23 protein-coding genes and 2 tRNA genes are annotated in these 23,751 nt (G+C 71.5%); 10 read left to right on the forward strand and 15 right to left on the reverse strand.

What is annotated here, in order from left to right; genetic code table 11:
• Positions 1-91: 91 nt before the first annotated feature.
• Entirely contained in the window at positions 92-2,485 is a 2,394-nt protein-coding gene (locus tag ACGFNN_RS11030) for a ribonucleoside-diphosphate reductase subunit alpha (protein WP_393554746.1), read from the forward strand.
• Positions 2,485-3,498 carry a ribonucleotide-diphosphate reductase subunit beta gene (locus ACGFNN_RS11035; protein ID WP_393554748.1) on the forward strand — a complete coding sequence of 338 codons (1,014 nt, stop codon included), beginning with the start codon at positions 2,485-2,487 and terminating at the stop codon, positions 3,496-3,498. Before ACGFNN_RS11030 ends, ACGFNN_RS11035 begins: the two co-directional genes overlap by 1 nt.
• Here the strand turns inward: ACGFNN_RS11035 and ACGFNN_RS11040 are convergent.
• Positions 3,495-3,704, reverse strand: a complete 210-nt coding sequence (locus ACGFNN_RS11040; protein ID WP_393554749.1) for a hypothetical protein — start codon at positions 3,702-3,704, stop codon at positions 3,495-3,497. The two genes, ACGFNN_RS11035 and ACGFNN_RS11040, sit on opposite strands and share 4 nt — an antisense overlap.
• A gap of 81 nt (positions 3,705-3,785) precedes the next feature.
• On the opposite strand from ACGFNN_RS11040, the gene ACGFNN_RS11045 reads away from it, so the two are divergent.
• Positions 3,786-4,760, forward strand: coding sequence for a GlxA family transcriptional regulator (locus ACGFNN_RS11045; protein ID WP_393554751.1), 975 nt, complete (start codon positions 3,786-3,788; stop codon positions 4,758-4,760).
• 23 nt (positions 4,761-4,783) lie between these two features.
• Here ACGFNN_RS11045 and ACGFNN_RS11050 read toward each other — a convergent pair whose 3' ends face one another.
• The 9 genes from ACGFNN_RS11050 to ACGFNN_RS11090 form a co-directional block, all read right to left on the reverse strand.
• Positions 4,784-5,521, reverse strand: coding sequence for a D-Ala-D-Ala carboxypeptidase family metallohydrolase (locus ACGFNN_RS11050; protein ID WP_362553539.1), 738 nt, complete (start codon positions 5,519-5,521; stop codon positions 4,784-4,786).
• 174 nt (positions 5,522-5,695) lie between these two features.
• The gene (def, locus tag ACGFNN_RS11055) at positions 5,696-6,334 is read right to left on the reverse strand and encodes a peptide deformylase (protein ID WP_393554754.1); all 639 of its coding nucleotides are present in this window, start codon (positions 6,332-6,334) and stop codon (positions 5,696-5,698) included.
• A 78-nt stretch (positions 6,335-6,412) separates the two neighbouring features.
• Positions 6,413-7,405: a hypothetical protein gene (locus ACGFNN_RS11060; RefSeq protein ID WP_365528501.1), complete on the reverse strand. Its 993-nt coding sequence runs from the start codon at positions 7,403-7,405 to the stop codon at positions 6,413-6,415.
• A gap of 92 nt (positions 7,406-7,497) precedes the next feature.
• Positions 7,498-8,745: an HD-GYP domain-containing protein gene (locus ACGFNN_RS11065; RefSeq protein ID WP_393554756.1), complete on the reverse strand. Its 1,248-nt coding sequence runs from the start codon at positions 8,743-8,745 to the stop codon at positions 7,498-7,500.
• Positions 8,742-10,133 carry an HD-GYP domain-containing protein gene (locus ACGFNN_RS11070; RefSeq protein WP_393554758.1) on the reverse strand — a complete coding sequence of 464 codons (1,392 nt, stop codon included), beginning with the start codon at positions 10,131-10,133 and terminating at the stop codon, positions 8,742-8,744. The genes ACGFNN_RS11065 and ACGFNN_RS11070 overlap by 4 nt, the downstream gene beginning before the upstream one ends.
• Positions 10,134-10,275: 142 nt before the next feature.
• On the reverse strand, positions 10,276-10,593 hold the full coding sequence (gene rsrA / locus ACGFNN_RS11075) for a mycothiol system anti-sigma-R factor (protein ID WP_362553524.1): 318 nt from the start codon (positions 10,591-10,593) through the stop codon (positions 10,276-10,278).
• Positions 10,590-11,246, reverse strand: a complete 657-nt coding sequence (locus ACGFNN_RS11080) for a sigma-70 family RNA polymerase sigma factor (protein WP_033298180.1) — start codon at positions 11,244-11,246, stop codon at positions 10,590-10,592. The genes rsrA and ACGFNN_RS11080 overlap by 4 nt, the downstream gene beginning before the upstream one ends.
• Positions 11,247-11,562: 316 nt before the next feature.
• Positions 11,563-12,225 carry an alpha/beta family hydrolase gene (locus ACGFNN_RS11085; protein ID WP_393554761.1) on the reverse strand — a complete coding sequence of 221 codons (663 nt, stop codon included), beginning with the start codon at positions 12,223-12,225 and terminating at the stop codon, positions 11,563-11,565.
• Positions 12,226-12,235: 10 nt separating this feature from the next.
• On the reverse strand, positions 12,236-13,051 hold the full coding sequence (locus ACGFNN_RS11090) for an SOS response-associated peptidase (protein ID WP_393554763.1): 816 nt from the start codon (positions 13,049-13,051) through the stop codon (positions 12,236-12,238).
• Between the two features lie 74 nt (positions 13,052-13,125).
• Here ACGFNN_RS11090 and ACGFNN_RS11095 point away from each other — a divergent pair, with 74 nt between their 5' ends.
• The 4 genes from ACGFNN_RS11095 to ACGFNN_RS11110 all read left to right on the forward strand — a co-directional run bounded on the left by ACGFNN_RS11095 (position 13,126) and on the right by ACGFNN_RS11110 (position 16,864).
• A complete protein-coding gene (locus tag ACGFNN_RS11095) occupies positions 13,126-13,839 on the forward strand; it encodes a M50 family metallopeptidase (protein ID WP_362553514.1) in 714 nt (237 codons plus the stop codon).
• 137 nt (positions 13,840-13,976) lie between these two features.
• The gene (gene aroA, locus ACGFNN_RS11100) at positions 13,977-15,380 is read left to right on the forward strand and encodes a 3-phosphoshikimate 1-carboxyvinyltransferase (protein WP_393554765.1); all 1,404 of its coding nucleotides are present in this window, start codon (positions 13,977-13,979) and stop codon (positions 15,378-15,380) included.
• A 4-nt stretch (positions 15,381-15,384) separates the two neighbouring features.
• Positions 15,385-16,401, forward strand: coding sequence for a ribosome small subunit-dependent GTPase A (gene rsgA / locus ACGFNN_RS11105; protein WP_393554767.1), 1,017 nt, complete (start codon positions 15,385-15,387; stop codon positions 16,399-16,401).
• Positions 16,402-16,540: 139 nt separating this feature from the next.
• Positions 16,541-16,864 carry a multidrug efflux SMR transporter gene (locus ACGFNN_RS11110; protein WP_362553505.1) on the forward strand — a complete coding sequence of 108 codons (324 nt, stop codon included), beginning with the start codon at positions 16,541-16,543 and terminating at the stop codon, positions 16,862-16,864.
• Here the strand turns inward: ACGFNN_RS11110 and ACGFNN_RS11115 are convergent.
• Complete coding sequence (locus ACGFNN_RS11115; protein WP_393554770.1) at positions 16,756-17,397, reverse strand: TetR/AcrR family transcriptional regulator; 642 nt, start codon at positions 17,395-17,397, stop codon at positions 16,756-16,758. The genes ACGFNN_RS11110 and ACGFNN_RS11115 overlap by 109 nt on opposite strands.
• Before the next feature lie 135 nt (positions 17,398-17,532).
• Between ACGFNN_RS11115 and hisN the strand changes: the two genes are divergently transcribed.
• Positions 17,533-18,333 (forward strand): histidinol-phosphatase, encoded by an 801-nt coding sequence (hisN, locus tag ACGFNN_RS11120; protein WP_362553499.1) that lies wholly within the window; start codon positions 17,533-17,535, stop codon positions 18,331-18,333.
• 126 nt (positions 18,334-18,459) lie between these two features.
• Positions 18,460-18,861 (forward strand): CBS domain-containing protein, encoded by a 402-nt coding sequence (locus ACGFNN_RS11125; RefSeq protein WP_362553497.1) that lies wholly within the window; start codon positions 18,460-18,462, stop codon positions 18,859-18,861.
• 109 nt (positions 18,862-18,970) lie between these two features.
• On the opposite strand, the gene ACGFNN_RS11130 is transcribed toward ACGFNN_RS11125, so the two are convergent.
• Positions 18,971-20,440 carry a catalase gene (locus tag ACGFNN_RS11130; RefSeq protein ID WP_393555112.1) on the reverse strand — a complete coding sequence of 490 codons (1,470 nt, stop codon included), beginning with the start codon at positions 20,438-20,440 and terminating at the stop codon, positions 18,971-18,973.
• A 160-nt stretch (positions 20,441-20,600) separates the two neighbouring features.
• Here ACGFNN_RS11130 and ACGFNN_RS11135 point away from each other — a divergent pair, with 160 nt between their 5' ends.
• Positions 20,601-21,020 carry a Fur family transcriptional regulator gene (locus ACGFNN_RS11135; RefSeq protein WP_393554773.1) on the forward strand — a complete coding sequence of 140 codons (420 nt, stop codon included), beginning with the start codon at positions 20,601-20,603 and terminating at the stop codon, positions 21,018-21,020.
• Between the two features lie 104 nt (positions 21,021-21,124).
• Here ACGFNN_RS11135 and ACGFNN_RS11140 read toward each other — a convergent pair.
• From ACGFNN_RS11140 to ACGFNN_RS11150, 3 genes are all read right to left on the reverse strand, one after another.
• Positions 21,125-21,198: transfer RNA gene (locus tag ACGFNN_RS11140), tRNA-Met, on the reverse strand.
• A 132-nt stretch (positions 21,199-21,330) separates the two neighbouring features.
• Complete coding sequence (locus ACGFNN_RS11145) at positions 21,331-23,424, reverse strand: sel1 repeat family protein (RefSeq protein ID WP_393555114.1); 2,094 nt, start codon at positions 23,422-23,424, stop codon at positions 21,331-21,333.
• Between the two features lie 212 nt (positions 23,425-23,636).
• Positions 23,637-23,710: transfer RNA gene (locus ACGFNN_RS11150), tRNA-Met, on the reverse strand.
• Between the last annotated feature and the right edge of the window lie 41 nt (positions 23,711-23,751).

The following is a 23,751-nucleotide window of genomic DNA, read 5'->3' on the forward strand; positions in this document are numbered from 1 at the left end:
CGGTGGACGCCGCGCGCCGCGCTGCCCCGTGCCTCGCCGTGTCCGGCTGCCCCGCTCCCGCAGGCCCCGAGCCGAGCGAGGGAAAGCCCCAGTGACCATCGCGCCTGCCGATCCGGTTTCAGCAGCGGAATCCGAAGGTCTCACGACCGACGCGCCCGGTACCGCGCTTCTGCGGACCCTGACCGCTCTCACCGCCGATCTGCCCGACACCGACCCCGGACGGGTGGCCGCCGCCGCCCTGCGCGGCCGCAGCGCCCGGGCGGACGAGGCGGAGCTGCGCGAGCTGGCGACCGAGGCCGCCGCCGGTCTGATCTCTGAGGACCCTGCCTACTCCCGGCTGGCGGCGCGGCTCCTGACCCTGACCGTCGCGGACGAGGCGGCCGGCCAGGGCGCGGTCTCCTTCTCGGCCTCCGTCGCCGTGGGCCACCGCGAGGGCCTGATCGCGGACCGCACGGCCGAGTTCGTCTCGCTGCACGCGAAGGCCCTCGACGCCCTGGTCGACGGCGCGCTGGCCGACGCCGCGGACGACCGCTTCGGCTACTTCGGGCTGCGGACGCTGTACAGCCGGTACCTGCTGCGCCACCCGATCACCCGGCAGGTCGTCGAGACCCCGCAGCACTTCATGCTGCGGGTGGCCGCCGGGCTCGCCGAGGACGACTCCGAGCGCGCCCTGGACGAGGTCGCCGCGCTGTACGGCCTGATGAACCGGCTCGACTACCTGCCCTCCTCCCCCACGCTGTTCAACTCCGGCACCCGGCACCCGCAGATGTCGTCCTGCTATCTGCTGGACTCCCCCAACGACGAGCTGGACTCCATCTACGACCGCTACCACCAGGTGGCGCGGCTCTCCAAGCACGCGGGCGGCATCGGTCTGTCGTACTCCCGCATCCGGGCGCGCGGCTCGCTGATCCGGGGCACCAACGGGCACTCCAACGGCATCGTGCCGTTCCTGAAGACGCTGGACGCCTCGGTCGCGGCGGTCAACCAGGGCGGTCGGCGCAAGGGCGCCGCGGCCGTCTACCTGGAGACCTGGCACGCGGACATCGAGGAGTTCCTGGAGCTCCGCGACAACACCGGCGAGGACCAGCGGCGTACGCACAACCTGAACCTCGCGCACTGGATCCCGGACGAGTTCATGCGCCGGGTCGACGCGGACGGAACCTGGTCGCTGTTCTCCCCGGCCGACGTCCCCGAGCTGGTCGACCTCTGGGGCGACGAGTTCGACGCGGCCTACCGCGCCGCCGAGGCGAAGGGCATGGCCCGCAGGACGCTTCCGGCACGTGAGCTGTACGGCCGGATGATGCGCACCCTCGCGCAGACCGGCCAGGGTTGGATGACGTTCAAGGACGCGTCCAACCGCACCGCGAACCAGACCGCCGAGCCGGGCCGGGTCGTGCACTCCTCGAATCTCTGCACGGAGATCCTGGAGGTCACCGACGACGGCGAGACCGCCGTCTGCAACCTGGGTTCGGTCAACCTGGGCGCCTTCGTGGCCGACGGCTCCATCGACTGGGAGCGGCTGGACGCCACCGTCCGCACCGCGGTGACCTTCCTCGACCGGGTCGTGGACATCAACTTCTACCCGACCGAGCAGGCGGGCCGTTCCAACGCCCGCTGGAGGCCGGTGGGTCTCGGCGCGATGGGTCTCCAGGACGTCTTCTTCCAGCTGCGGCTGCCCTTCGACTCCCCCGAGGCCCGCGCGCTCTCCACGAAGATCTCCGAGCGGATCATGCTCGCCGCCTACGAGGCCTCCTGCGACCTCGCCGAAAGGTCCGGCCCGCTGCCGGCCTGGTCCGAGACGCGTGCCGCGCGCGGTGTGCTGCACCCCGACCACTACGACACCGAGCTGAACTGGCCGGAGCGCTGGGACGCGCTGCGCGCCCGGGTCGCGAAGACCGGTATGCGCAACTCGCTGCTGCTCGCCATCGCGCCGACGGCGACGATCGCCTCGATCGCCGGGGTGTACGAGTGCATCGAGCCGCAGGTGTCCAACCTGTTCAAGCGCGAGACGCTCAGCGGTGAGTTCCTCCAGGTGAACGGCTACCTGGTGGACGAGCTGAAGAGGCTCGGCGTGTGGGACGCCCGTACCCGTGAGGCGCTGCGCGAGGCCAGCGGTTCCGTGCAGGGCTTCGCCTGGATCCCCGAGGACGTGCGGGCGCTGTACCGCACGGCCTGGGAGATCCCCCAGCGCGGCCTGATCGACATGGCGGCGGCCCGTACGCCGTTCCTCGACCAGAGCCAGTCGCTGAACCTGTTCATGGAGACGCCGACGATCGGCAAGCTCTCATCGATGTACGCGTACGCCTGGAAGCAGGGGCTGAAGACGACGTACTACCTGCGCTCCCGCCCGGCCACCCGGATCGCCCGTGCGGCGTCCGGCCAGGCGGCTGCCGTGCCGATTCCCGTGCAGCAGGCGTCCGCCCCCGACGCGGACGCGATCGCCTGCTCCCTCGAAAACCCCGAGTCCTGCGAGGCCTGCCAGTAATGTCCACCGAGAACAAGAACCTGCTCGACCCGGGATTCGAGCTGACCCTGCGTCCCATGCGATACCCGGACTTCTACGAGCGCTACCGGGACGCGATCAAGAACACCTGGACCGTGGAGGAGGTCGACCTCCACTCGGACGTCGCCGACCTCGCCAAGCTGTCGCCGGGTGAGCAGCACATGATCGGCCGGCTGGTGGCGTTCTTCGCGACCGGTGACTCGATCGTCTCCAACAACCTCGTGCTGACGCTGTACAAGCACATCAACTCCCCCGAGGCGCGGCTGTACCTGTCGCGGCAGCTCTTCGAGGAGGCCGTGCACGTCCAGTTCTACCTGACGCTCCTGGACACCTACCTGCCCGACCCGGACGACCGGGCGGCGGCGTTCGACGCGGTCGAGGAGATCCCCTCGATCCGCGAGAAAGCGCAGTTCTGCTTCAAGTGGATGGACTCGGTCGAGAAGATCGAGCGGCTGGAGACGAAGGCGGACCGCCGCCGCTTCCTGCTGAACCTGATCTGCTTCGCGGCCTGCATCGAGGGGCTGTTCTTCTACGGTGCGTTCGCCTACGTGTACTGGTTCCGCTCGCGCGGTCTGCTGCACGGTCTCGCCACGGGCACCAACTGGGTGTTCCGTGACGAGACGATGCACATGAACTTCGCGTTCGAGGTCGTGGACACCGTCCGCAAGGAGGAGCCGGACCTCTTCGACGACGAGCTCCAGCAGCAGGTGACCGACATGCTGAAGGAGGCCGTCGAGGCGGAGCTGCAGTTCGGCCGCGACCTGTGTGGCGAGGGCCTGCCCGGCATGAACACCGAGTCGATGCGTCAGTACCTGGAGTGCGTCGCCGACCAGCGGCTCACCCGGCTCGGCTTCCCGGCGCTCTACGGCTCGGAGAACCCGTTCTCCTTCATGGAGCTGCAGGGTGTCCAGGAGCTGACGAACTTCTTCGAGCGTCGCCCCTCGGCCTACCAGGTGGCGGTGGAGGGGACCGTCGGCTTCGACGACGACTTCTAGATCCTCGCCCAGCTTCTCGGTTGGGGACGCCGCGTGGCCGTGACCGGCCGCGCGGCGTCCGCCGTTTCCGGGGGCTGGGCCTCCCGCCGTCGGGCCTCCCTCAGTTCCTGTGAGATCCGGCGCTCCCGCGCGAACCCGAGCAGCGCGGGCAGCGTGACGAGGGCGAAAAGTGCGGTTATGGACAGGTAGCTCAGGAATGTGTTCATGGCTCTACTGTCGTCCGGCCGGCGCTTTCGCGGCAGTGGCAGGACTGTCATGCAGCATCGAATTACTGCCATACTGCCGCCATGCTGAAGAATGTCGCCGTCCTGCTGGTCGACGAGGTCAACCCCTTCGAACTCGGCGTGCTGTGCGAGGTGTTCGGCCTCGACCGCTCCGAGGAGGGGCTGCCGGTGCAGGATTTCGCGGTCGTCTCTGCCGGGGGCCCCTCCCTGCGGACGCACGCGGGGTTCACGATCAGCACCCCGCACGGGCTGGAGCGCCTGGAGGAGGCGGATCTCGTCGCCGTGCCCGCCGGAGCGGGATACGTGGAGCGGGAGTTCCCGGAGGAGGTGCTCGAAGCCCTGCGCCGGGCGGTCGCGCGAGGCGCGCGCGTGCTGAGCGTCTGTTCCGGCGCCTTCGTCCTCGGTGCCGCCGGACTCCTCGACGGCCGGCGCTGCACCACCCACTGGCGTCATGCTGACGAGCTGGCCCGCCGCTTCCCCGGAGCGTGCGTGGAGCCGGACGTGCTCTACGTGGACGACGGCCCGGTCATCACCTCGGCCGGCACCGCGGCCGGGATCGACGCGGCACTGCATCTGGTCCGCCAGGCGCACGGCCCCGCCGTCGCGAACGCGATCGCCCGCCGGATGGTGGTCCCTCCGCACCGCGACGGCGGCCAGGCGCAGTACATCGAGCGCCCGCTGCCGAGGAACCGCTGCGACACGGTCGGCGAGACGCTCGCCTGGATGGAGGGCAACCTCGACCAGGAGATGACCGTGGAACAGCTGGCGGCGCAGACCCACATGTCACCGAGGACCTTCGCCCGACGCTTCCAGCAGGAGACCGGCACCACGCCCTACCGCTGGCTGCTGCGCCAGCGGGTGCTGCTGGCGCAGCATCTGCTGGAGACCTCCGACGCCACGGTGGACATGATCGCGGGGCGGACCGGCTTCGGGAACGCGGCGGCCCTGCGCCACCAGTTCGTACGCGTCCTGGGCACGACGCCGAACGCGTACCGGCGTACGTTCCGGGGGCCGGAGGGCCTGGCCGAGGCGGCCTGACCTTCCGGCCCCGGGAGCCGGTGTCAGATACCGCAGTTGGAGGCCGACCAGAAGTGGCTCGGCCCCTGGTTCACGTGGATGTGGTCGCTGTGGCCCGCGTAGCCCGGGCCGAGGATCCCGTTGAAGCCGTGGTTGCGGGCCTGCTTGGCGATGGTGCACAGCGAGTGCGGGCCGGAGCCGAGGTCGACCGCGTCGCCGTACATGTGACGGCTGTTGGACGCCCCGCCGACCGCGGAGTTGCACGAGGCGGACCTGAAGCCGCTGGTGACCCGGAGGGGCTGGTCACCGAGCGCGTGCCGCAGCGCCTCCAGCTTCCACATGCTGCTCAGCGCGTTCGCCTTCGCGGTACCGGCGGCGACCTTTCCGCCCGCCCAGGTGCTGTTGCACGTGTTGAGCTCGGGATAGGTGAAGTGGATGGGGGTGCAGTCGTTGTCCTGGAGCGCGTACAGCTTCGCCTGGGTGTTCGGCCCGGCGACACCGTCCGCGGCGAGACCGTAGGCGGACTGGAAGCGGGTGACGGCGGCCTTGGTGGCGGGCCCGTACGAGCCGTCGATGGCGAGGACCGAGTTGTAGCCCGGGTAGCCGGCCACTCTGATCTGGAGCTGGGTGACGTCGTTGCCCGACATCCCTTCCTTCAGCGTCCGGGTCCAGGTGTAACAGCCGTCGGCCTGCGCGGTGCCGGCGGTGGCCAGCCCACCGCCTACACAAACGGCCATGATCATGACAAATCCGAGTAGCGCACGCGAAACACGTCGGAGCATGAGTTCTCCCTGTTGTGGGGGTGAGCTGCCGCCAGTGAGCCTGTCGGAAGTTGTCTACCCGCGTCAACTGCCCCTGGGAAAACGCTTGTTGAACCGTACTGCGACTGTGCGGCACCGAAGCGCGGCAGGGCCCCACCGGTCACCGGTGGGGCCCTGCCGTCGTCCGTCGTGTACTCAGTCGTTCGCGACGACCGGGTAGCGGGGGGTGCCCTCCGCCATCTGCTTCAGCGCGTCCTTGCGGTCCCGCTTGGAGAGCCGGTCGATGTAGAGGTAGCCGTTCAGGTGGTCCGTCTCATGCTGGAGGCATCGGGCGAAATAGCCCGTGCCCCGCACCCGGACCGCGTTGCCCCGGGCGTCCTGACCGCGCACGACCGCGTAGTCGGGGCGGGCGAGCGAGGCGTAGGCCGTGGGCACGGAGAGGCAGCCCTCGTTGGAGTCGTCGAGGTTGCGCTGCTCCGGGGCCAGCTCCTCGACCACCGGGTTGCAGATGGCTCCGACGTGCCGGACACCGTCGTCGTCCGGGCAGTCGTACACGAAGACCTTCAGGTCCACACCGATCTGGTTGGCGGCCAGCCCCACACCCTCGGCGGTCCGCTGGCTCGCGAACATGTCGTCGATCAACCGGGCGAGCTCGTCACCGAACTCGGTGACCGGCTTGCACTCCCGGTGCAGGACCGGGTTGCCGACCACCGTGATCGGGCGGGAGGTGCCGCGCTCGCGGTGCGCCGCCTCGCGCGCCTCGCAGTCCTCGGTGTCCACGAGGAACCCCTCGTCGTCCACACCGGCCTGCTGGTCCGTCTCCTGCTGCGACATGTCCGCCGTACGCCTTCCTGCAACCTGAACCCGTGAGTACGCACCCGCTTCGGTGCCCGTACAGCCTACGGGCACCAATCAGCAGACTTCTTCCAGATCCCGCCACTCACGGCTGTCCGGGCTGTCCGCCACCCAGCCGTCCAGCAGACCCCGCACCAGCCCGGCGGGAGCCGCTATCCCGCACTCGCGTTCCGGCACCCAGAGGTCACCGGCGGTGCGGTGGCCGAGAGGGCCCGGATGGCCCGGCTCGCTGTGGTCGTGCGGGTCCAGGTGCTCGCCGTCGCCCTCGTCGCTCTCCATCCTGCTCTCCGAGCAGGCACGGCACAGGAGCCGTACCGAGGACGACCAGTCCTCGGCGGCGAAGCCCGCGTCGGAGGCCAGCTGCTCCAGCGCGTCCCGGTCGGCCTCGGTGGCCGCCTCCAGGAGGACGACCCAGGTGGGAACCGGCGAGGGAGCCCACAGCTCGATCTCGTCGAAGACCGGGTACGAAGGCCCGGCCGCGGTGACCCGCTCGCCGTTCGGAACGCCGTCGTGCAGGACGACCTCGCCCCATCGCCGCCCCGAGGACGGCAGCGGGATCGACAGCACCTCCATCCGGGCGGGATCGAGCCTGCGTCCCCAGACGACCTCCGCCTCACCCTCCGGCGAGAGCCGCACGGCGGCGGTGCCCAGCTGCATGCCCGTCGGCTCACTGTTGGCCGCCGCGTTGTACTGCCCGGCGCCCGGCACCTTCAGCCCGTACGCCTGCCAGGCCCGGCGGGCCAGCGGCCAGTCCTGGAGCGCGGTGGCCGCGATCCCGACGTTCCACCAGTCCGGGGCCCCGGACTCACGGTCCAGGAGCGCCACAGCGCGGAGGCCCGCGGCCCTGGCCTGCTCCCAGTCGTGCCGGAACTTGTGCAGCAGCGCGAGATTGAACCAGGACTCCGAGAGCCAGGGCTCCAGATCCGCCGCCCGCGTGAGCAGTGCCCCCGCGTCCTCGTACCGGCCGTCGCCGATCAGCGTGAACGCGCGGTCCGTGGCCTGCCGCCAAGAGGCGGACGGCCGATGCCGTACCTTCCCGAAGATCCTCACGATTCCCGCCTGTCCCGACTGGACACCCTCGTTTTTCCGCTCTTCTTCGCATCCAACCATGCCGGGCCGGACGCTCGCTCATTACCCGTGGGTTACCCGGCCCCGGCCGGTGCCGGCCCGCCCCGCGCCAGGACCCTGGCCAGCGCTTCGACCACCTGCGGCTGGTACATGTGGCCGGTGCCGAGCCTCAGCTGCTCCAGCGCCCGCAGGGACCCCTTGACGCCTTCCCCGCACAGGTCGTCGTACGCGTTGACCGCGCGGACGATCCTGGCGAGGGTCTGTTGTTCGCGGTACGGATCGGCCTGCTGTTCCACCACCAGGGCCACCGCGGGATCCACACCCGTCTGACGGACCACGGCGCCCCCGAGGAGAGCGATCCGGTGCTGTTCGGCGTCCGGGAGGAGGGCCGTCGCCCCGTCGGCCACGGGGTCGACGAGCGAGAGCTGGCCGATGTCGTGCATCAGCGCCGCGTACTCCAGCACGGTCAGCTCGGGCCCTGCCAGGCCCATCTCCCTGCCGACGGCGGTGGAGAGCTCGGCCACTCTGCGGGCGTGGCCGTGCGGGGTGTAGCCGGCGATCTCCGTGGACCGGGCCAGCGAGGCGATGGTCTGCCGGTAGGTGGTCGTGACCGCCGCGTAGCGGCGGAAGGACACCTGCGTGAGCAGCAGCGGCACGCAGAGCACGGGCAGCGCCCACAGCCCCGCCACGGCGACCCCGAGGGCCATCACCGCACCGGTCGCGCAGACGGCCGGGCCGATGCCGCCGAGCGCCCGGAGCTCGTCGCGCAGCTGCGGCCCGAACGGCCGGGACGTCCCCGCCGTGAGGGCGGTGAGCACGGCGTCGCAGAGCGCGGTGAGCAGGAGCAGGAGGAGAAGGAAGAGCGCGAAGTACGGCCCCTCCCCGAACCAGAGCTCCGACCTGCCTGAATGGTGGAGCGGCTGGAAGCACAGGGCGGCGAACGCCACGACGAGGACCCTGCGGGCCGCCCGGTCGGGCCCCGGCCCGTTCCCGCGCGCCACATGGGGCCCGCAGGCCAGCAGTTGCGCGGCGACGGTGACGGTGACCACCTGGAGGACGCCGTGCGCGGTCTCCTGCCCGGCGCTGCGCCCGAGGAGGGCGTACGCGAGCGCCCCGGCCGCCCCCAGCGGCGCGGGCTCGCGCTCGCCGGGCAGCGCGCCCCAGCGGGCGAGCTCACCGACGGCGACCAGGACGCCGAAGGCCAGTGCGTGCCCGGGTTCGACGACCCCGTTCCACAGGGTGTGCCCCAGCGCGGACACCGCGAGGAGCAGCGCGGCGCCGCGGACGGCGAGCGCCGTGCGGGACGGGTGGCGCGGGGTCACCGGGGCGGTCCGGGCCGGCGCTCGGCCGGCCCGGTCTCCGGGGTCCGCGCCCCTGGCCTGGGCCGCGGCAGTCCCGCCGGCTCCTCGTCGGAGGTGACCGTGTTGGCCGCGGCCGACCAGCCGTGCCGGTCCAGGGCGCGCGCCAGGGCGTGCACCATGCGCGGGTCGAACTGGCTGCCGGCGCAGCGCCTCAGCTCCTCCACGGCCACGGGAACGGGCCGGGCGCGCCGGTAGGAGCGGGTCGACGTCATGGCGTCGAAGGCGTCCGCGACCGCCACCACCCTGGCGAACTCGGGGATCGTGTCACCGGTGAGGCCGTACGGGTAGCCGCTGCCGTCGAGCCGCTCGTGGTGGTGCAGGATCGCGGCACGGGCCTCGTCCAGGAATCCGATGCCCCGGACGATCTCGTGCCCGTACTCGGGGTGGAGTTCGATGACCCGGCGCTCCTCGGGCGTGAGCGGTCCGTCCTTGCGCAGGACCCTGGTCGGCACACCGAGCTTCCCGACGTCGTGCAGGATGCCGGCGAAGCGGAGTGCCTCCATCCGGCCCTCCTCCATGCCGAGTTCGCGGCCGATCAGCTCGGAGGCGTGGCCCACGCGCTCGCTGTGCCCGCGGGTGTAACCGTCCTTGATGTCGACCGCCTGCACGAGCGCCCTGATGGTGGCGCGGTGAGCCGTGTGCTGGCGGTGGTACTGCGCGAACACCCAGCACGAGATGTACATGGGCAGCAGGACGACCAGCGCGGACGGCGGTCCGTAGGAGCTCCGCCACAGGACGGCCATCATCAGCCCCGCGAGCGCGTGCACCAGATGCGGTCCCACGGAGCGGGCCGCCAGGCCCCTCCAGGCGTGCCCGGCTGCCACCCGCTCGGCGGTGACGAGGATGCTCCCGTCCAGCGCCGCCAGCACGAGGCTGAAGACGAGGGCCGTCGCGCAGACCGGCAGCAGGGCGTAGGGCAGCTCCGGCGCTCCCCCGCCCGAAGGGCCGCCGAGCGTGGCGGGACCGCCCAGGAGTGAGTACGTCCAGGAGGCCGCCCCCACGGCCAGCGCGAGCCGGCCTGCCCGCCAGAGGCGGCGGGCCGCCACCGGGGGCCGGTCCACGGGCCCGGCGAGCGCGCCGGGCACCGCGACGAGGACGGCGGCGGAGGGAGGCAGCAGGAAGGCCGCGGCGAGCAGCAGGGGAAAGAACGATCCGGCGCCCACCGGCAGGGCACGGGAGAGGATCCTGCAGCGGCCGGGCAGTTCGCAGGCGAGATGGAGGCCGGCCAGGAGACCGAGGGTGCCCCAGGGGGTCGAGGCCCGGGGATCGAGCGCCGGAAGCGCGCACACCACGGCGCAGACCACCACGGAGACGATGTGGGCGCGCGCCGCCCCCGGTGTTCCCCTCACCCGTTCCGCCCGCCCCCAGCCTGGTCAATGGAGGCGCCAGGCTAGCGAGTTGGGTGATCGGCAGGGCCCGAACAGGCCGGATTAGCGCATTCGGGTGACAAACTCCGGCTTCAGCGGCCGGCGCGCGGCGGGCCGGGCGGTGTCACTCGGCGACGGCCGGGCGGTCCGCTCCGCCCAGGGCGACGTCCTGTTCGGGCACGGCCTGTCCCGAGCGGATCAGGTCGATCCGGCCCATCACCTTGGAACGCAGGTCGGCCGGTACGTCGTCCTGCCCGCAGCAGCGCTTGACCAGCTTCTTCACGGCCTGCTCCAGGCCGTACTTCTCCAGGCACGGGGAGCACTCCTCGAAATGCACCTCGAACTTGGTGCAGTCGCCCTCGGGCATCTCATGGTCGAGAAACTCGTAGAGATGATCGAGAACCTCTGAGCAGTCCGTCTCGTGCGGCTCTCCGCAGCTCATGAGGCCGAGCCTTTCCTGTCGTCCGACTCACCGGCTCCGGCCGGGACGAGTCCGCGCTCACGCGCGTAGTCCTCCAGCATGCCGCGCAGCTGACGGCGCCCACGGTGCAGCCGGGACATCACCGTACCGATGGGTGTCCCCATGATGTCCGCGATCTCCTTGTACGCAAAGCCCTCTACGTCGGCGAGATACACGGCGATGCGGAACTCTTCGGGGATCGACTGCAGCGCGGACTTCACGTCGGAGTCGGGAAGGTGGTCCAGCGCCTGGGACTCCGCCGAACGCAGACCGGTCGACATGTGCGACTCCGCACGCGCCAGCTGCCAGTCCTCGATCTCCTCGGCGGCGCTCCGCTGGGGTTCACGCTGCTTCTTGCGGTACGAGTTGATGAAGGTGTTGGTGAGGATGCGGTACATCCACGCCTTGAGGTTCGTACCCTCACGGAATTGGTGGAAGGATCCGTACGCCTTCGCGTAGGTCTCCTGGACCAGGTCCTCGGCGTCCGCGGGGTTGCGCGTCATGCGCAGCGCGGCCGAGTACATCTGGTCGAGATATCCGAGGGCGTCCCGCTCGAAGCGCGCGTTGCGCTCGGCAGTCGTCTCCTGCGCACGGCCGTCGTCGGTCCCTGTGTCGGTCCCAGTGACCGGACCCACCTCCTCCAACGATGTGGCGGAACCGAGACCGGACCCGCTCGCATCGGAGAATAGTCGACCTTGCTCGCGCGCGGGCTGTCGTCCCGCTCCGCCCGGGGCGCGCGCCGGGGTGCCCGACGCCGCGTGCAGAACCGTCCACTGCAGGTCTGCGGCGTTCGAGCGGCTCGGGCAGATGGTCGATCCCATGCGACGGACTCCCTCTCTCTCCACGTACGACGTTGTTGTACCGACACCAGCCACAACAGCCGTCCCTCACGGCGCATTCCCGGGGGCGCGTACGTCGGGGCGGTCCGCGCCCCCGGCCTCCTGGAGAAGGTCAGGTGAGTCCGTCGAGCCATCCGGTGACGGCGTCCGTCAGGGTGTCCAGCACCTGATCCTGGGTCAGCGGGGCCTTCTTCGGCACGGCGAACCCGTGATCCGCGTACGGCACCTCGGTGAGCGTGTGTTCACCCGCGGGGAACTCCTCCGGGCGCCCGAACGGGTCGCGGCCGCCCTGCACCACGAGGGTGGGTACGCCCGTGCCGAGCAGCTCGTCCGCCCGGGACTTCTCCGGCTTGCCGGGGGGATGGAGCGGGAAACTCAGGGCGAGCACCGCGGCGGCCCCCAGCTCCCCTGCCGTACGGCAGGCGACCCGGGCCCCGGCGCTGCGCCCTCCGGAGACGACGGGCAGCCCCCGGGCGGCGAGCGCGGGCCACAGGCCGCGCCAGCCGGTGTCGAGGGTCCGGGGCGCGGGCGCCAGCTTCTTCCCGGCCACCCGCCAGGGCTGCTCGACCAGCGCCACGGTCACCCGTAGGGCCGGCAGCACGGCGGCCAGCGCCCGGAGGTCCCTGGCCTCGATGCCGCCGCCCGCGCCGTGCCCGACGGCGAGCACGAGGCGCGCCCGCTCGGCGGGGTACCAGGTGATCCTGGCCTCCCCGGCGTCCGTGCCGACGTTCTCGGCCCTCTGCCCTGTCCCCGTGGTACGGCTCACAGTGTCCATCCTGCCCGGTTCAGAAGAGCGTTCCGACCTCCGGCGCGGCGAGCTCCTCCAGGAGTTCCGGGCCGTTGTTGCGGACGTTGCTGACGGCGGTGGCGACCGGGTAGGCCCGCATCAGCCCGGCCGGCGGCGGCTCGAGCAGCGCCTTGAGCTCCCCGAGGTCGGTGCGCGACGGGTCGAGCCAGTCGTCCCAGCGGTCCGGGGTCAGCATCAGCGGCATCCGGGGGTGGATGTCGGAGAGCGAGGAGGGACCCTCGGCGGGTGCCACGGCGAGGGGTGTGGTCTCGGCCTCGGTGGTGATCACCGAGCAGGTGACCCACCAGGCCTGCGGATGGTCGTCGGGCAGGGTCCGGTCGCGCCAGAACTCGTAGAGACCGGCCATGGCGAAGACCGAGCCGTCGGCGGGCGTCACGAAGTAGGGCTGCTTGCGCGGCCGCTTCTTCCTCCCCTGCTCCTCCAGCTGCCGCTCGTCGGACCCGGTGACCCACTCGTAGTAGCCGTCGGCGGGCAGGATGCAGCGCCTGGAGACGAAGGGGCGGCGGAAGGACGGCTTCTCGTGGACGGTCTCGGCGCGCGCGTTGATCATGCGGGCGCCGCCCTCGGGTGTCTTCGCCCAGGACGGCACGAGTCCCCACTTCAGTGCGCGCAGCTGGCGAACCGGCCGCCGGTCGGCGGCGTCCTTCACAGGGCGGTCCAGAACCGCGTAGACCTCCTTGGTCGGCGCCACGTTCCAGTCAGGCTCAAGGGTCTCGGTGGGTTCCCACTTCTCCACCCCGAAGAGCCCGGTCAGATCCTCCGGCCGCCGACTCGCTGCATACCGTCCGCACATAAGTGCCAGACTGCCACGACCCGCCACCCGAGTGGACGCGGAACCCCCGACCACCTCAAGGAGCCGCTCGCACCATGGACAGCACCGAACTGGGCGATCTGTGGGATCGCGTCTTCGGCACCCAGCCGGCTCCCGAGCAGTGGCTGGTCGTCGTCACCGCCACGGCGGCGCTCGTCGCGGTGGTGCCGAACCTGATATGGCGGCTCTCGCGCAACGCGATCACCATCGCCCACGAGGGCGGCCACGGCCTGGTCGCGCTGCTCACCGGACGCCAGCTCTCCGGAATCCGGCTGCACTCGGACACCAGCGGCCTCACGGTGAGCCGGGGCAAGCCCACCGGTGTCGGCATGATCCTCACCGCGGCGGCCGGCTACACGGCGCCGCCGCTGCTGGGGCTGGGCGGCGCCTGGCTGCTGACCAACGGCCGGATCACGCTGCTCCTGTGGCTGGCCACCGCGCTCCTCGCCGTGATGCTCGTGATGATCCGCAACCTCTACGGCGCGCTGACGGTCATCCTCACGGGCACGACCTTCCTGCTGGTCTCCTGGCTGACCTCCGCGCAGGTGCAGTCCGCCTTCGCCTACACGGTCGTCTGGTTCCTGCTGCTCGGCGGGGTGCGCCCGGCGTTCGAGCTCCAGTCCAAGCGCAGGTACGGCGGTGCGCCCGACTCCGACGCGGACCAGCTGGCCAGGCTGACGCACGCGCCGGCGGCGATCTGGCTCCTCCTCTTCCACGCGGTCTCGCTCTCGTCGCTGATCGGCGGCGGTCGCTGGCTCCTCGGGCTGTGAGGGCGCGGGCCGGGACGCGCGAGCGGGGCACGGGCGCACCGGACGGGTGACCCGTCCGTACCACCCTTGTGTTACGGACCGGTTTCGACACTTTTGGTCAGGATCTGGGTTTGCGCTGAGCCACTAAAGTGAGGGTCATGACCGATAGTTCCGTGCACCCCGCCCTCTGGCCCGCCCCGCTCGCTACCGGGGCCGTCGACGCGACCGTCACCGTGCCCGGATCGAAGTCGGTCACCAACCGCGCCCTCGTCCTCGCCTCCCTCTCCTCCGAGCCGGGCTGGCTTCGCCGCCCGCTGCGCAGCCGGGACACCCTGCTGATGGCCCAGGCGCTGCGCGCGATGGGCGTCGGCATCGAGGAGGGCGTGGGCCCGGACGGCTCCGGCGAGGCCTGGCGGGTCATCCCGGCGGGTCTGCACGGCCCGGCCCGGGTGGACGTGGGCAACGCCGGGACGGTGATGCGGTTCCTGCCCCCGGTGGCCTGCCTCGCGGACGGTCCCGTCCACTTCGACGGCGACCCGCGGTCCTACGAGCGCCCCCTGCACGGTGTCATCGGCGCGCTGAAGTCCCTGGGCGCCCGGATCGACGACGACGGCCGTGGCACGCTCCCGCTGACCGTGCACGGGGCGGGCGCCCTGGTGGGCGGACCGGTCTCCATCGACGCCTCCTCGTCCTCGCAGTTCGTCTCGGCGCTGCTGCTGTCCGCTCCCCGGTTCAACCAGGGCGTGGAGGTGCGCCACACCGGCTCGGCGCTGCCGTCGATGCCGCACATCCGGATGACGGTCGACATGCTGCGCGCGGTCGGCGCCCAGGTCGACGAGCCGGAGTCGGGCGGTGAGCCGGACGTCTGGCGGGTCTCCCCCTCGGCGCTGCTGGGGCGGGATCTCACCGTCGAGCCCGACCTCTCCAACGCCCAGCCGTTCCTGGCCGCCGCGCTGGTGACCGGCGGCCGGGTCACGGTGCCGGACTGGCCGCTGCGGACCACCCAGCCGGGTGACGCGCTCCGCGAGATCTTCACCGCGATGGGTGGTGCCTGCGAGCTGACGGAGCGGGGACTCACCTTCACCGGGTCGGGAAGCGTCCACGGCATCGACGTCGATCTGAGCGAGGTCGGCGAGCTGACCCCCGGCATCGCGGCACTCGCCGCGCTGGCCGACTCCCCTTCCACCCTCAGCGGTGTCGCACACCTGCGGCTGCACGAGACGGACCGGCTGGCCGCGCTCACCAAGGAGATCAACGGTCTCGGCGGCGATGTCACGGAGACCGCCGACGGCCTGCTGATCAGGCCCCGCCCGCTGCACGGCGGTGTCTTCCACACCTACGACGACCACCGGATGGCGACCGCCGGGGCGATCATCGGACTCGCGGTGGCCGGGGTCGAGATCGAGAACGTCGGCACGACGGCCAAGACGCTGCCCGACTTCCCGGAGATGTGGACCGGCATGCTCGGGGAACCGTCCGGGGCCGTCGGGGTGTCGTCAGGGGCGCTCGGCGCCTCCACGGGCGGGGCGCTCGGCGCCGCTTCGGGCGGGCACGGGGCCTGAGGGCATGCGCCGCTACGGGAAGAACCCCGACGAGGACGACGTCCGCGTCCGCCCCAACCGCAAGGGCAACCGCCCTCGTACGCACATCCGGCCCAAGCACGAGGACGCCGAGGACGGCATGGTCCTCACCGTCGACCGCGGCCGTCTCACCTGCCTGGTGGGGGACCGCGTGGTGATGGCCATGAAGGCACGCGAGCTGGGCCGCAAGGCGGCGGTGGTCGGGGACCGGGTCTCCCTGGTCGGTGACCTCTCGGGCGACAAGGACACCCTGGCCCGCATCGTGCGGATCGGCGCGCGCACCTCGGTGCTCCGCCGCACGGCCGACGACGACGATCCCTTCGAGCGGGTGGTCGTCGCCAACGCGGACCAGCTGGCCATCGTGACGGCGCTCGCCGACCCGGAACCCCGTCCGCGCATGATCGACCGCTGCCTGGTGGCGGCGTACGACGGCGGGCTCACTCCGCTCCTGGTGCTGACCAAGTCCGACCTGGCCTCGGCGGACAAGCTCCTGGAGGCGTACACGCCCCTGGGCGTCCCCTACATCGTGACCAGCCGTGAGGAGCTGGAGAACGGCGATGCGGCCGACCGGGTGCGCGAGCTGCTCGACGGCCGGGTGACCGCCTTCGTCGGGCACTCCGGCGTCGGCAAGACGACCCTGGTCAACGCGCTGGTGCCGAAGGACCGGCGGAGGACCACCGGGGTGGTCAACGCCGTGACCGGGCGCGGCAGGCACACCACCACCTCGGCGCTGGCGCTGCCGCTGCCCGGTGACCGCGGCTGGGTCGTCGACACGCCGGGCGTACGGTCGTTCGGGCTCCATCACGTCGATCCGTCGCGGGTCATCCACGCCTTCCCCGACCTGGAACCGGGGACCGAGGACTGCCCGCGCGGCTGCACGCATGACGGCCAGGAGCCGGAGTGCGCCCTGGACGCCTGGGTCGCGGAGGGCCACGCGGATCCCGCGCGGCTCGACTCGCTGCGCAGGCTCCTCTCGACCCGGGAGAGGCGCGAGGGCGACTGACCGCCGCCCGGCCGTCCGGCACGCGGCAAGATTCCCGCCGGGCGTTCCGACGCGCGCACGTGTACGGGCTGAGGCGAGCGGTAAGGGCATAATCGCGTCGAGCGGGTCGAAGCGTCACCTACGTGGAGGGCACCTGACGATGGCGTGGTTGCTGGTGGTGGTCGCGGGACTCCTCGAGACCGGCTTCGCCGTGTGTCTGAAGCTCTCGCACGGCTTCACGCGTCTCTGGCCGACGGTCGCGTTCTGCGCCTTCGCCCTCGGGAGCTTCGGGCTGCTCACCCTCTCCCTCAAGAAGCTGGACGTCGGCCCCGCGTACGCGGTGTGGACGGGCATCGGTGCCGCGGGGACGGCGATCTACGGGATGGTCTTCCTCGGCGATGTGGTGTCCACGCTCAAGCTGGTCTCCATCTCGCTGGTCATCATCGGTGTGATCGGCCTGCAGCTGTCGGGTTCCTCGGCCTGAGACGCCGGTTCCGCCGGCACCAGCGTGTAGGAGAGGGCGAGACGGAGCGCGATCTCGCACTGCAGCTCCAGCCCGGCGGTCCCCCTGGCCGAGGTGTCCTCCAGCGCGGCGACCGCCCGGTCCCGTACCAGCCTGAGCAACTCGCCCGGCGTCGGCAGGGCGGCGCCGTCGGCCCCACGGCCTGACGGCGAGGCGGCCGGGACCGGCAGCCGTTCCCCCCAGACTCCCGTGAGCAGCGCCCTGACCAGGGTGTCCGCCCGGGCGGCCCCGACGGTCCACCGGGCGAGGGCGGCGGGGCCCGCGCCCCGGCGGCGGTCCGCGCCGAGCGTACGGTCCACTCCGGCCAGGTAGTCGTCCGCCGCGCGCCTGATCAGCGCACGCGCCAGGCCGTCCTTGCTGCCGAACTCGTTGTAGAGCGTCTGCCGGGACACCCCGGCGCGAACCGCCACGTCGACCATGCGCACCGAAGTCCAGGGCTGCCGGGAGAGCGCCGAGCGGGCGGCGTCCAGCAGGGCTTCACGCGCTGTCGGCATCGCCGCCTCCCACACCGGGACCTGCCAATCAGAGTTGAGGCGTGCCGCGGAGGTGTCAAGGGTCCGCGCGCCCGGGACCCGCCGGTCGCACGGGCCCGTGTAGCCCGGCCGGGTGGCGGTGGATACTGTGACGGCATGCCCGATTACCACGATGATCTGCGCCTGGCCCACGTACTGGCGGACGCCGCGGACGCGGCGACGACGGACCGGTTCAAGGCCCTGGACCTCAAGGTCGAGACCAAGCCGGACATGACGCCCGTGACCGAGGCCGACAAGCACGCGGAGGAACTGATCCGCGGTCACCTGCACCGGGCCCGCCCGCGTGACGCGATCCTCGGCGAGGAGTACGGGGTCGAGGGCACCGGTCCGCGGCGCTGGGTCATCGACCCGATCGACGGCACCAAGAACTACGTACGGGGTGTACCCGTCTGGGCGACGCTGATCTCCCTCATGGAAGCAGGCGAGGACGGCTTCCAGCCGGTGGTGGGCGTGGTGTCGGCCCCCGCCCTGAACCGTCGCTGGTGGGCGGCGAAGGGCGCCGGCGCCTTCTCGGGCCGCAGCCTGACCTCCGCCACGCGGCTGGGGGTGTCCAAGGTGGAGCGGATCTCCGACGCCTCGTTCGCCTTCTCCTCGCTGACGGGCTGGGAGGAGCAGGGCCGCCTCGACGGCTTCATGGACCTGACACGAGCCTGCTGGCGCACCCGGGGGTACGGGGACTTCTGGCCGTACATGATGGTCGCCGAGGGCTCGGTGGACATCTGCGCGGAGCCGGAGCTCTCCCTCTGGGACATGGCGGCGAACGCGATCATCGTCCAGGAGGCGGGCGGTAGCTTCACGAGCCTGGACGGGGTGTCCGGTCCGGGCGGCGGAAACGCGGCGGCGTCCAACGGTCTGCTCCACGACGAGCTGCTGGGCTACCTCAACCAGCGTTACTGAGGACGCGCACACCCCCTTGTCGGCACGGTTCCAGGGTGTCACTCTGAGAGTCCCCCCACTTGTGAACTTGTGAATCGCCTCACGAGGCGCCTCACCGGTCACCGAGCGAAGGAGGTGGCTCCTTTCATGCTTGTCCGCGACGCCATGAGCACCCTGGTCCTCACCATCGGCCCGGCACACACACTCCGTCAGGCGGCCCGGCTCATGTCGGCCCGCCGCATCGGGGCAGCCGTCGTCCACGATCCCGACACCTGCGGTCTGGGCATCCTCACCGAACGCGACATCCTCGACGCCCTCGGCGCCGGGCTCGACCCCGACATCGAGACGGCGTCCACCCACACCACCACCGACGTCGTCTTCGCCTCTCCCGTATGGACCCTCCAGGAAGCCGCCGAGGCCATGACGCACGGCGGCTTCCGGCACCTGATCGTGCTGGACGGCGACGGGCCGGTGGGCATCGTCTCGGTGCGCGACATCATCCGTTGCTGGGCGCCGGTCCGCAGAACCGCCGCGAGCCTGACCATCTGACCGCCCGTCCGGCCCGCACTCAGAGGGTCCGCGTACGCGAAAGGGCCGGCCGCCCGGGTGGGGTGGCCGGCCCTCCCGCCGACGGCAGTGTCGGCCGGTGGACGCTCCGTCAGCCGCGCAGGGCCTGGACCGCGGCCCCCAGGCGCTTGCCGAAGTCCCCGTCGGCCTGCCGGAAGTTGCCGATCGCGCGCTCGGCGATGTCGTCACGCGAGACCTTGGCGATGAAACCGGCGAGGTTGTCGACGAGCCGCGCCCTCTCGTCCTCCGCCATCAGCCGGTAGAGGTTCCCGGCCTGCGTGAAGTCGTCGTCCTCGGCGTGCGAGGGGGCCTCGTGGTTGCCCGTCCCGCCCGTGACGGGCACGGGCTGCCAGAGCGGCCGGTCCGTCTGCGCCGGGCCGCCGAAGCTGTTCGGCTCGTAGTTCTTCGCACCCTTGTGGCGGCCGTCGTACAGGTGGCCGTCCCGGCTGTTCGTACGCGCCTCGGTGGCGTGCGGGCGGTTCACCGGCAGGTGGTCGGCGTTGATCCCGACGCGGTAGCGGTGGGCGTCGCCGTACGCGAAGAGGCGGCCCTGGAGCATCTTGTCCGGGGACGGGCCGATGCCGGGCACGAAGTGCGCCGGGCTGAAGATCGACTGCTCGACCTCGGCGAAGACGTTCTCGGGGTTGCGGTTGAGCTCCAGCTTCCCGATCTCGATCGGCGGATAGTCCTCGTGCGGCCACACCTTGGTGAGGTCGAACGGGTTGAAGCGGTATCCCGCCGCCTCGGCCGCCGGCATGATCTGGACCTGCACGGTCCAGCTGGGGAACTCTCCCCGCTCGATCGACTCGCGCAGATCGCGCTGGTGGCTGTCGGGGTCGACCCCGGAGAGGCGGACGGCCTCCTCCGTGGTGAGGTTCTTGATCCCCTGGTCGGTCTTGAAGTGGTACTTGACCCAGAAGACCTCGCCGGCCTCGTTGTTCCACTGGAAGGTGTGCGAGCCGTAGCCGTTCATGTGACGGTACGAGGCGGGGATGCCCCGGTCACCGAAAAGCCAGGTCACCTGGTGCGTGGACTCCGGCGACAGCCCCCAGAAGTCCCAGACGTTGTCCGCCTCCTGGGAGCCCGTGTAAGGGTCGCGCTTCTGCGTGTGGATGAAGTCGGGGAACTTGATGGCGTCCTTGATGAAGAACACCGGGGTGTTGTTGCCGACGAGGTCGTAGTTGCCCTCCTCGGTGTAGAACTTCAGCGCCCAGCCCCGCGGGTCACGGGCCGCGTCGGCGGAACCGAGGTTGCCGGCCACGGTCGAGAAGCGCAGGAACGTCTCGGTCTGCTTGCCGACCTCCGAGAGGAACTTCGCACGCGTCCACCGCGAGACGTCCCGGGTCAGCGTGAAGGTGCCGTACGCGCCGGCCCCGCGCGCGTGCACCACGCGCTCCGGGATGCGCTCGCGGTTGAAGTGGGCGAGCTTCTCCAGCAGTGCCTGGTCCTGTACGAGAACCGGTCCACCCGGGCCGGCGGTCTCGCTGTTCTGGTTGTCGGCAACCGGAGCGCCGGCCTCCGTGGTGAGCGGTCCCTGGGTCACGCGCGCCTCCTGCGTCATGTCCCGCACAGCGTCCTCCCTGTGCGAGGTGTTCTCTCCCGGCCGTTACCTGTCCTCGGCCGATCGCAATCGATCCTACAATGGACATTGTCCAAGTCAAGCAGTGATCTAAAGTCACACCTGCTCGGGACTCGAACACTCCACTGTTAGGCTGGTGCCCATGAGTGACCTCCTGGAACGACTTCGTGGGCGCGGCTGGCGCATGACGGCACAGCGCCGCGTGGTGGCCGAGGTACTCGAAGGGGAGCACGTGCACCTGACGGCGGACGAGGTCCACGCGAGGGCCGTCGTACAGCTGCCCGAGATCTCCCGCGCGACCGTGTACAACACGCTGGGCGAGATGGTGTCCCTCGGGGAAGTCATCGAGGTCTCCACCGACCGCCGGGCCAAGCGTTACGACCCGAACGCACACCGGCCCCACCAGCACCTGGTGTGCGGCGGCTGCGGAGCCATCCGTGACGTGCACCCGTCGGGCAACCCGCTGGCCGACCTGCCGGCCGAGGAGCGCTTCGGCTTCACCGTCTCGGACGTCGAGGTCACCTACCGCGGCCTCTGCCCCAACTGCTCGGCGGCCGCCTGACGCCTGGCCTCACGGAGAACGCCCGGCTCGGGCGGCTCCGGGCCGGCGCGAGAACACACGACTGAGGCCCGGATCCTCAGAAGGATCCGGGCCTCAGTCTTCAGTAGCGGGGACAGGATTTGAACCTGCGACCTCTGGGTTATGAGCCCAGCGAGCTACCGAGCTGCTCCACCCCGCGTCGTTGTGGTTCAACCCTACGACACCCTTGCCGAACGGAGCAAATTCATTCGGCCGACGCCCTGTGGGAGCCGGGCGGCGACCGGCGGACACCGGAAGTCGTCGGGGCGGTCGACCCGGTTCGCCCGTCCTGTCAAGCGGTGAGCTCCTGGTGCAGGGCCTCCAGCAGCCGTGCGGCCCGGTCGGCCACCTCGGCCGGGCCGAGCTCGACGGCACGGCCGCACCAGTGCTTCCCCTCGGCGAGCTCGCCCCGCCGCGCGGCGAGCAGCGCGAGGCGCAGGGCCGCCCGGCCGTGGCCGTCGTTGGCGGCACGGGCCCACCACAGGGCGGCCTCACGCTCGCTGCCCTCACGTGCGAGCAGCAGGCCGAGGTTGAACGCCCCGTTGCGGCTGCCGGACTCCGCGGCCTCGCGGTACCAACGCGCGGCGCTCGTCATGTCCCCGCGCGCGGCCGCGAGCATCCCGGCCCTGACCTGGGCACGACGGTGGCCCTGCTCGGCCGCCCTCTCGTACCACTCCTCGCACTCCGTACGCTCGGGCATCGGCTCTCCCAGGGCGGGCGCCCCGGGCGCCGGCTGGCGCAGGTCGAGGACACCGGCCAGCCGGAAGGCCGCCTCGGCGCTCCCGCCACCGGCGGCGCACCTGAGGTGACGCTCGGCCTCCTGCTCCTCGCCGTCCCTCAGCAGCGCCATGCCGACCTGCAGCGCGGCGTCGGTGTGCCCCGCGGCCGCGGCCCGCTGGTACCAGCCCAGCGCGGTGCGGTCCTCGTCGCGCCCGGCGTGCAGGATGCCGAGGTTGAACGCGGCGTCGACGCTGCCCGCCTCGGCCGCCTTGGAGAACCAGGGTTCGGCACCGGTCGCGTCGCCGGCCTGGAGCAGCAGCACGGCCAGCGCGTTCGCCGCCTCACGGTGCCCGGCGTAGGCGGCCCGGCGATACCACTGCTCGGCCTGCGGGATCCGGTCCTGGGCCGCGCACAGCAGACCGAGGTTGTAGGCCCCGTTGACATCTCCGGCGTCCATGGCGGCGCGGTACCAGCGCTCGGCGGTCTGCTGCTCACCCCTCGCGGCATGGAGTGCCCCCAGCGCGTTGGCGGCGTTGCCGTCGCCGTCCTGGGCCGCTCGCAGCCACCACACCGCCGCGCTCTCCTCGTCGCCCGCGTCACGCAGGAGGAAGCCGAGGGCGCACGCGGCACGGGGTTCGCCGCCCTTGGCCGCGGTGAGGTACCAGCGGCCCGCCTCCTTCAGTTCGCCACGCTGCTCGAGGATGGCCCCGAGGTGCAGGGCGGCCCGCCGGTGACCGCGCGCGGCGGCCTGGCGGTACCACTGCTCGGCCTCGCCCACACGCTCGGCGTCCGGACCCGCCACGGGACTGTCCGGCTTCACGGGTGTACGGGGCTCCGCGGCCCGGTACACCTCGCCGACGGCGCGCCCCAGGCCGAAGGCCTCGTGCGCGTCCCCCACGGCGTTCCGCTCGATCGTGCGCGCCAGCCGGTAGGCGGCCTCCCGGTGCCCCTGCTCCGCGGCGGCCCGCAGCCAGCGTTCGCCGCCGTCGTCGCCCCGGTGCTCCAGCAGGTCGGCCAGCGCGTAGGCGCCCAGCGCGTGTCCCTGTTCCGCGGACTGGCGGAGCCAGTACTCGGCTCCGGGCTCGTCCCCGCGCTCACGGAAGTGGCGCCCGAGGGCGTGCGCGGCGGCGGCGGATCCCGCGACAGCGGCGATGCGCCACCATCCGGCCGCCTCGTCCGCGTATCCCCTCTGGTGGAGCAGCACGCCCAGGTTGTTCGCGGCCGCCCGGTCACCCTCGGCCGTCGCCGCCCGGAGATAGGTCTCCGCGCCGTCGAGTTCCCCCCGGCGCAGCAGCAGGGCGCCCAGCACGCTCATGGAGGCCGTGTCACCGGCCTCCGCGGCGCGCCGGTGCCGGGCTTCGGTCTCGTCCGCGTGATCCGGGGTGTCCGTGGCGTCGGCGCTCGCGCCGGCTTCCACGGCCCCAGCGGCTTGCGTACCTCCGGAGGCTTCCACCGCTCCGTCGGCGGCGGGGCTCACCACGGCGTCGAGGCCTTCGGCCGCGCGCGACGCGGTGGTGGTGTCCTGCACGAGGGCTGCGGCGTCGTCGACGGTCGCGGTCGGGGCAGCGGCGAATGGCCCATCCGCCACGTTTTCCGCACTCCGGCCGCGTCGCTGCACAAACCGCCCTGTCTCCAACAGAGTTGCCCTGTCCCCCATAAATACCATCGTCACACCACCTGCAACCCGCGTACACCTGATAAAGCGCGGCCAGTGAGGTCACTTCAGCGTTTTGTCGACATGCCCACAGAGAGACAAGTGAAACACGGTTGGGTCCAACTCGTGCCCCGCGAACCGCACTTCACGCCGACAACTTGAAAAAGGCTCCACCGCACGACGAAGGCCCGGATCCCAAAAGGATCCGGGCCTTCGTCCATCAGTAGCGGGGACAGGATTTGAACCTGCGACCTCTGGGTTATGAGCCCAGCGAGCTACCGAGCTGCTCCACCCCGCGTCGTTGTGTTGAAACCGTACCACGACGCGGGGTGGACCCTT

This window comes from Streptomyces sp. NPDC048590, assembly GCF_043199535.1.
Lineage (GTDB): Bacteria > Actinomycetota > Actinomycetes > Streptomycetales > Streptomycetaceae > Streptomyces.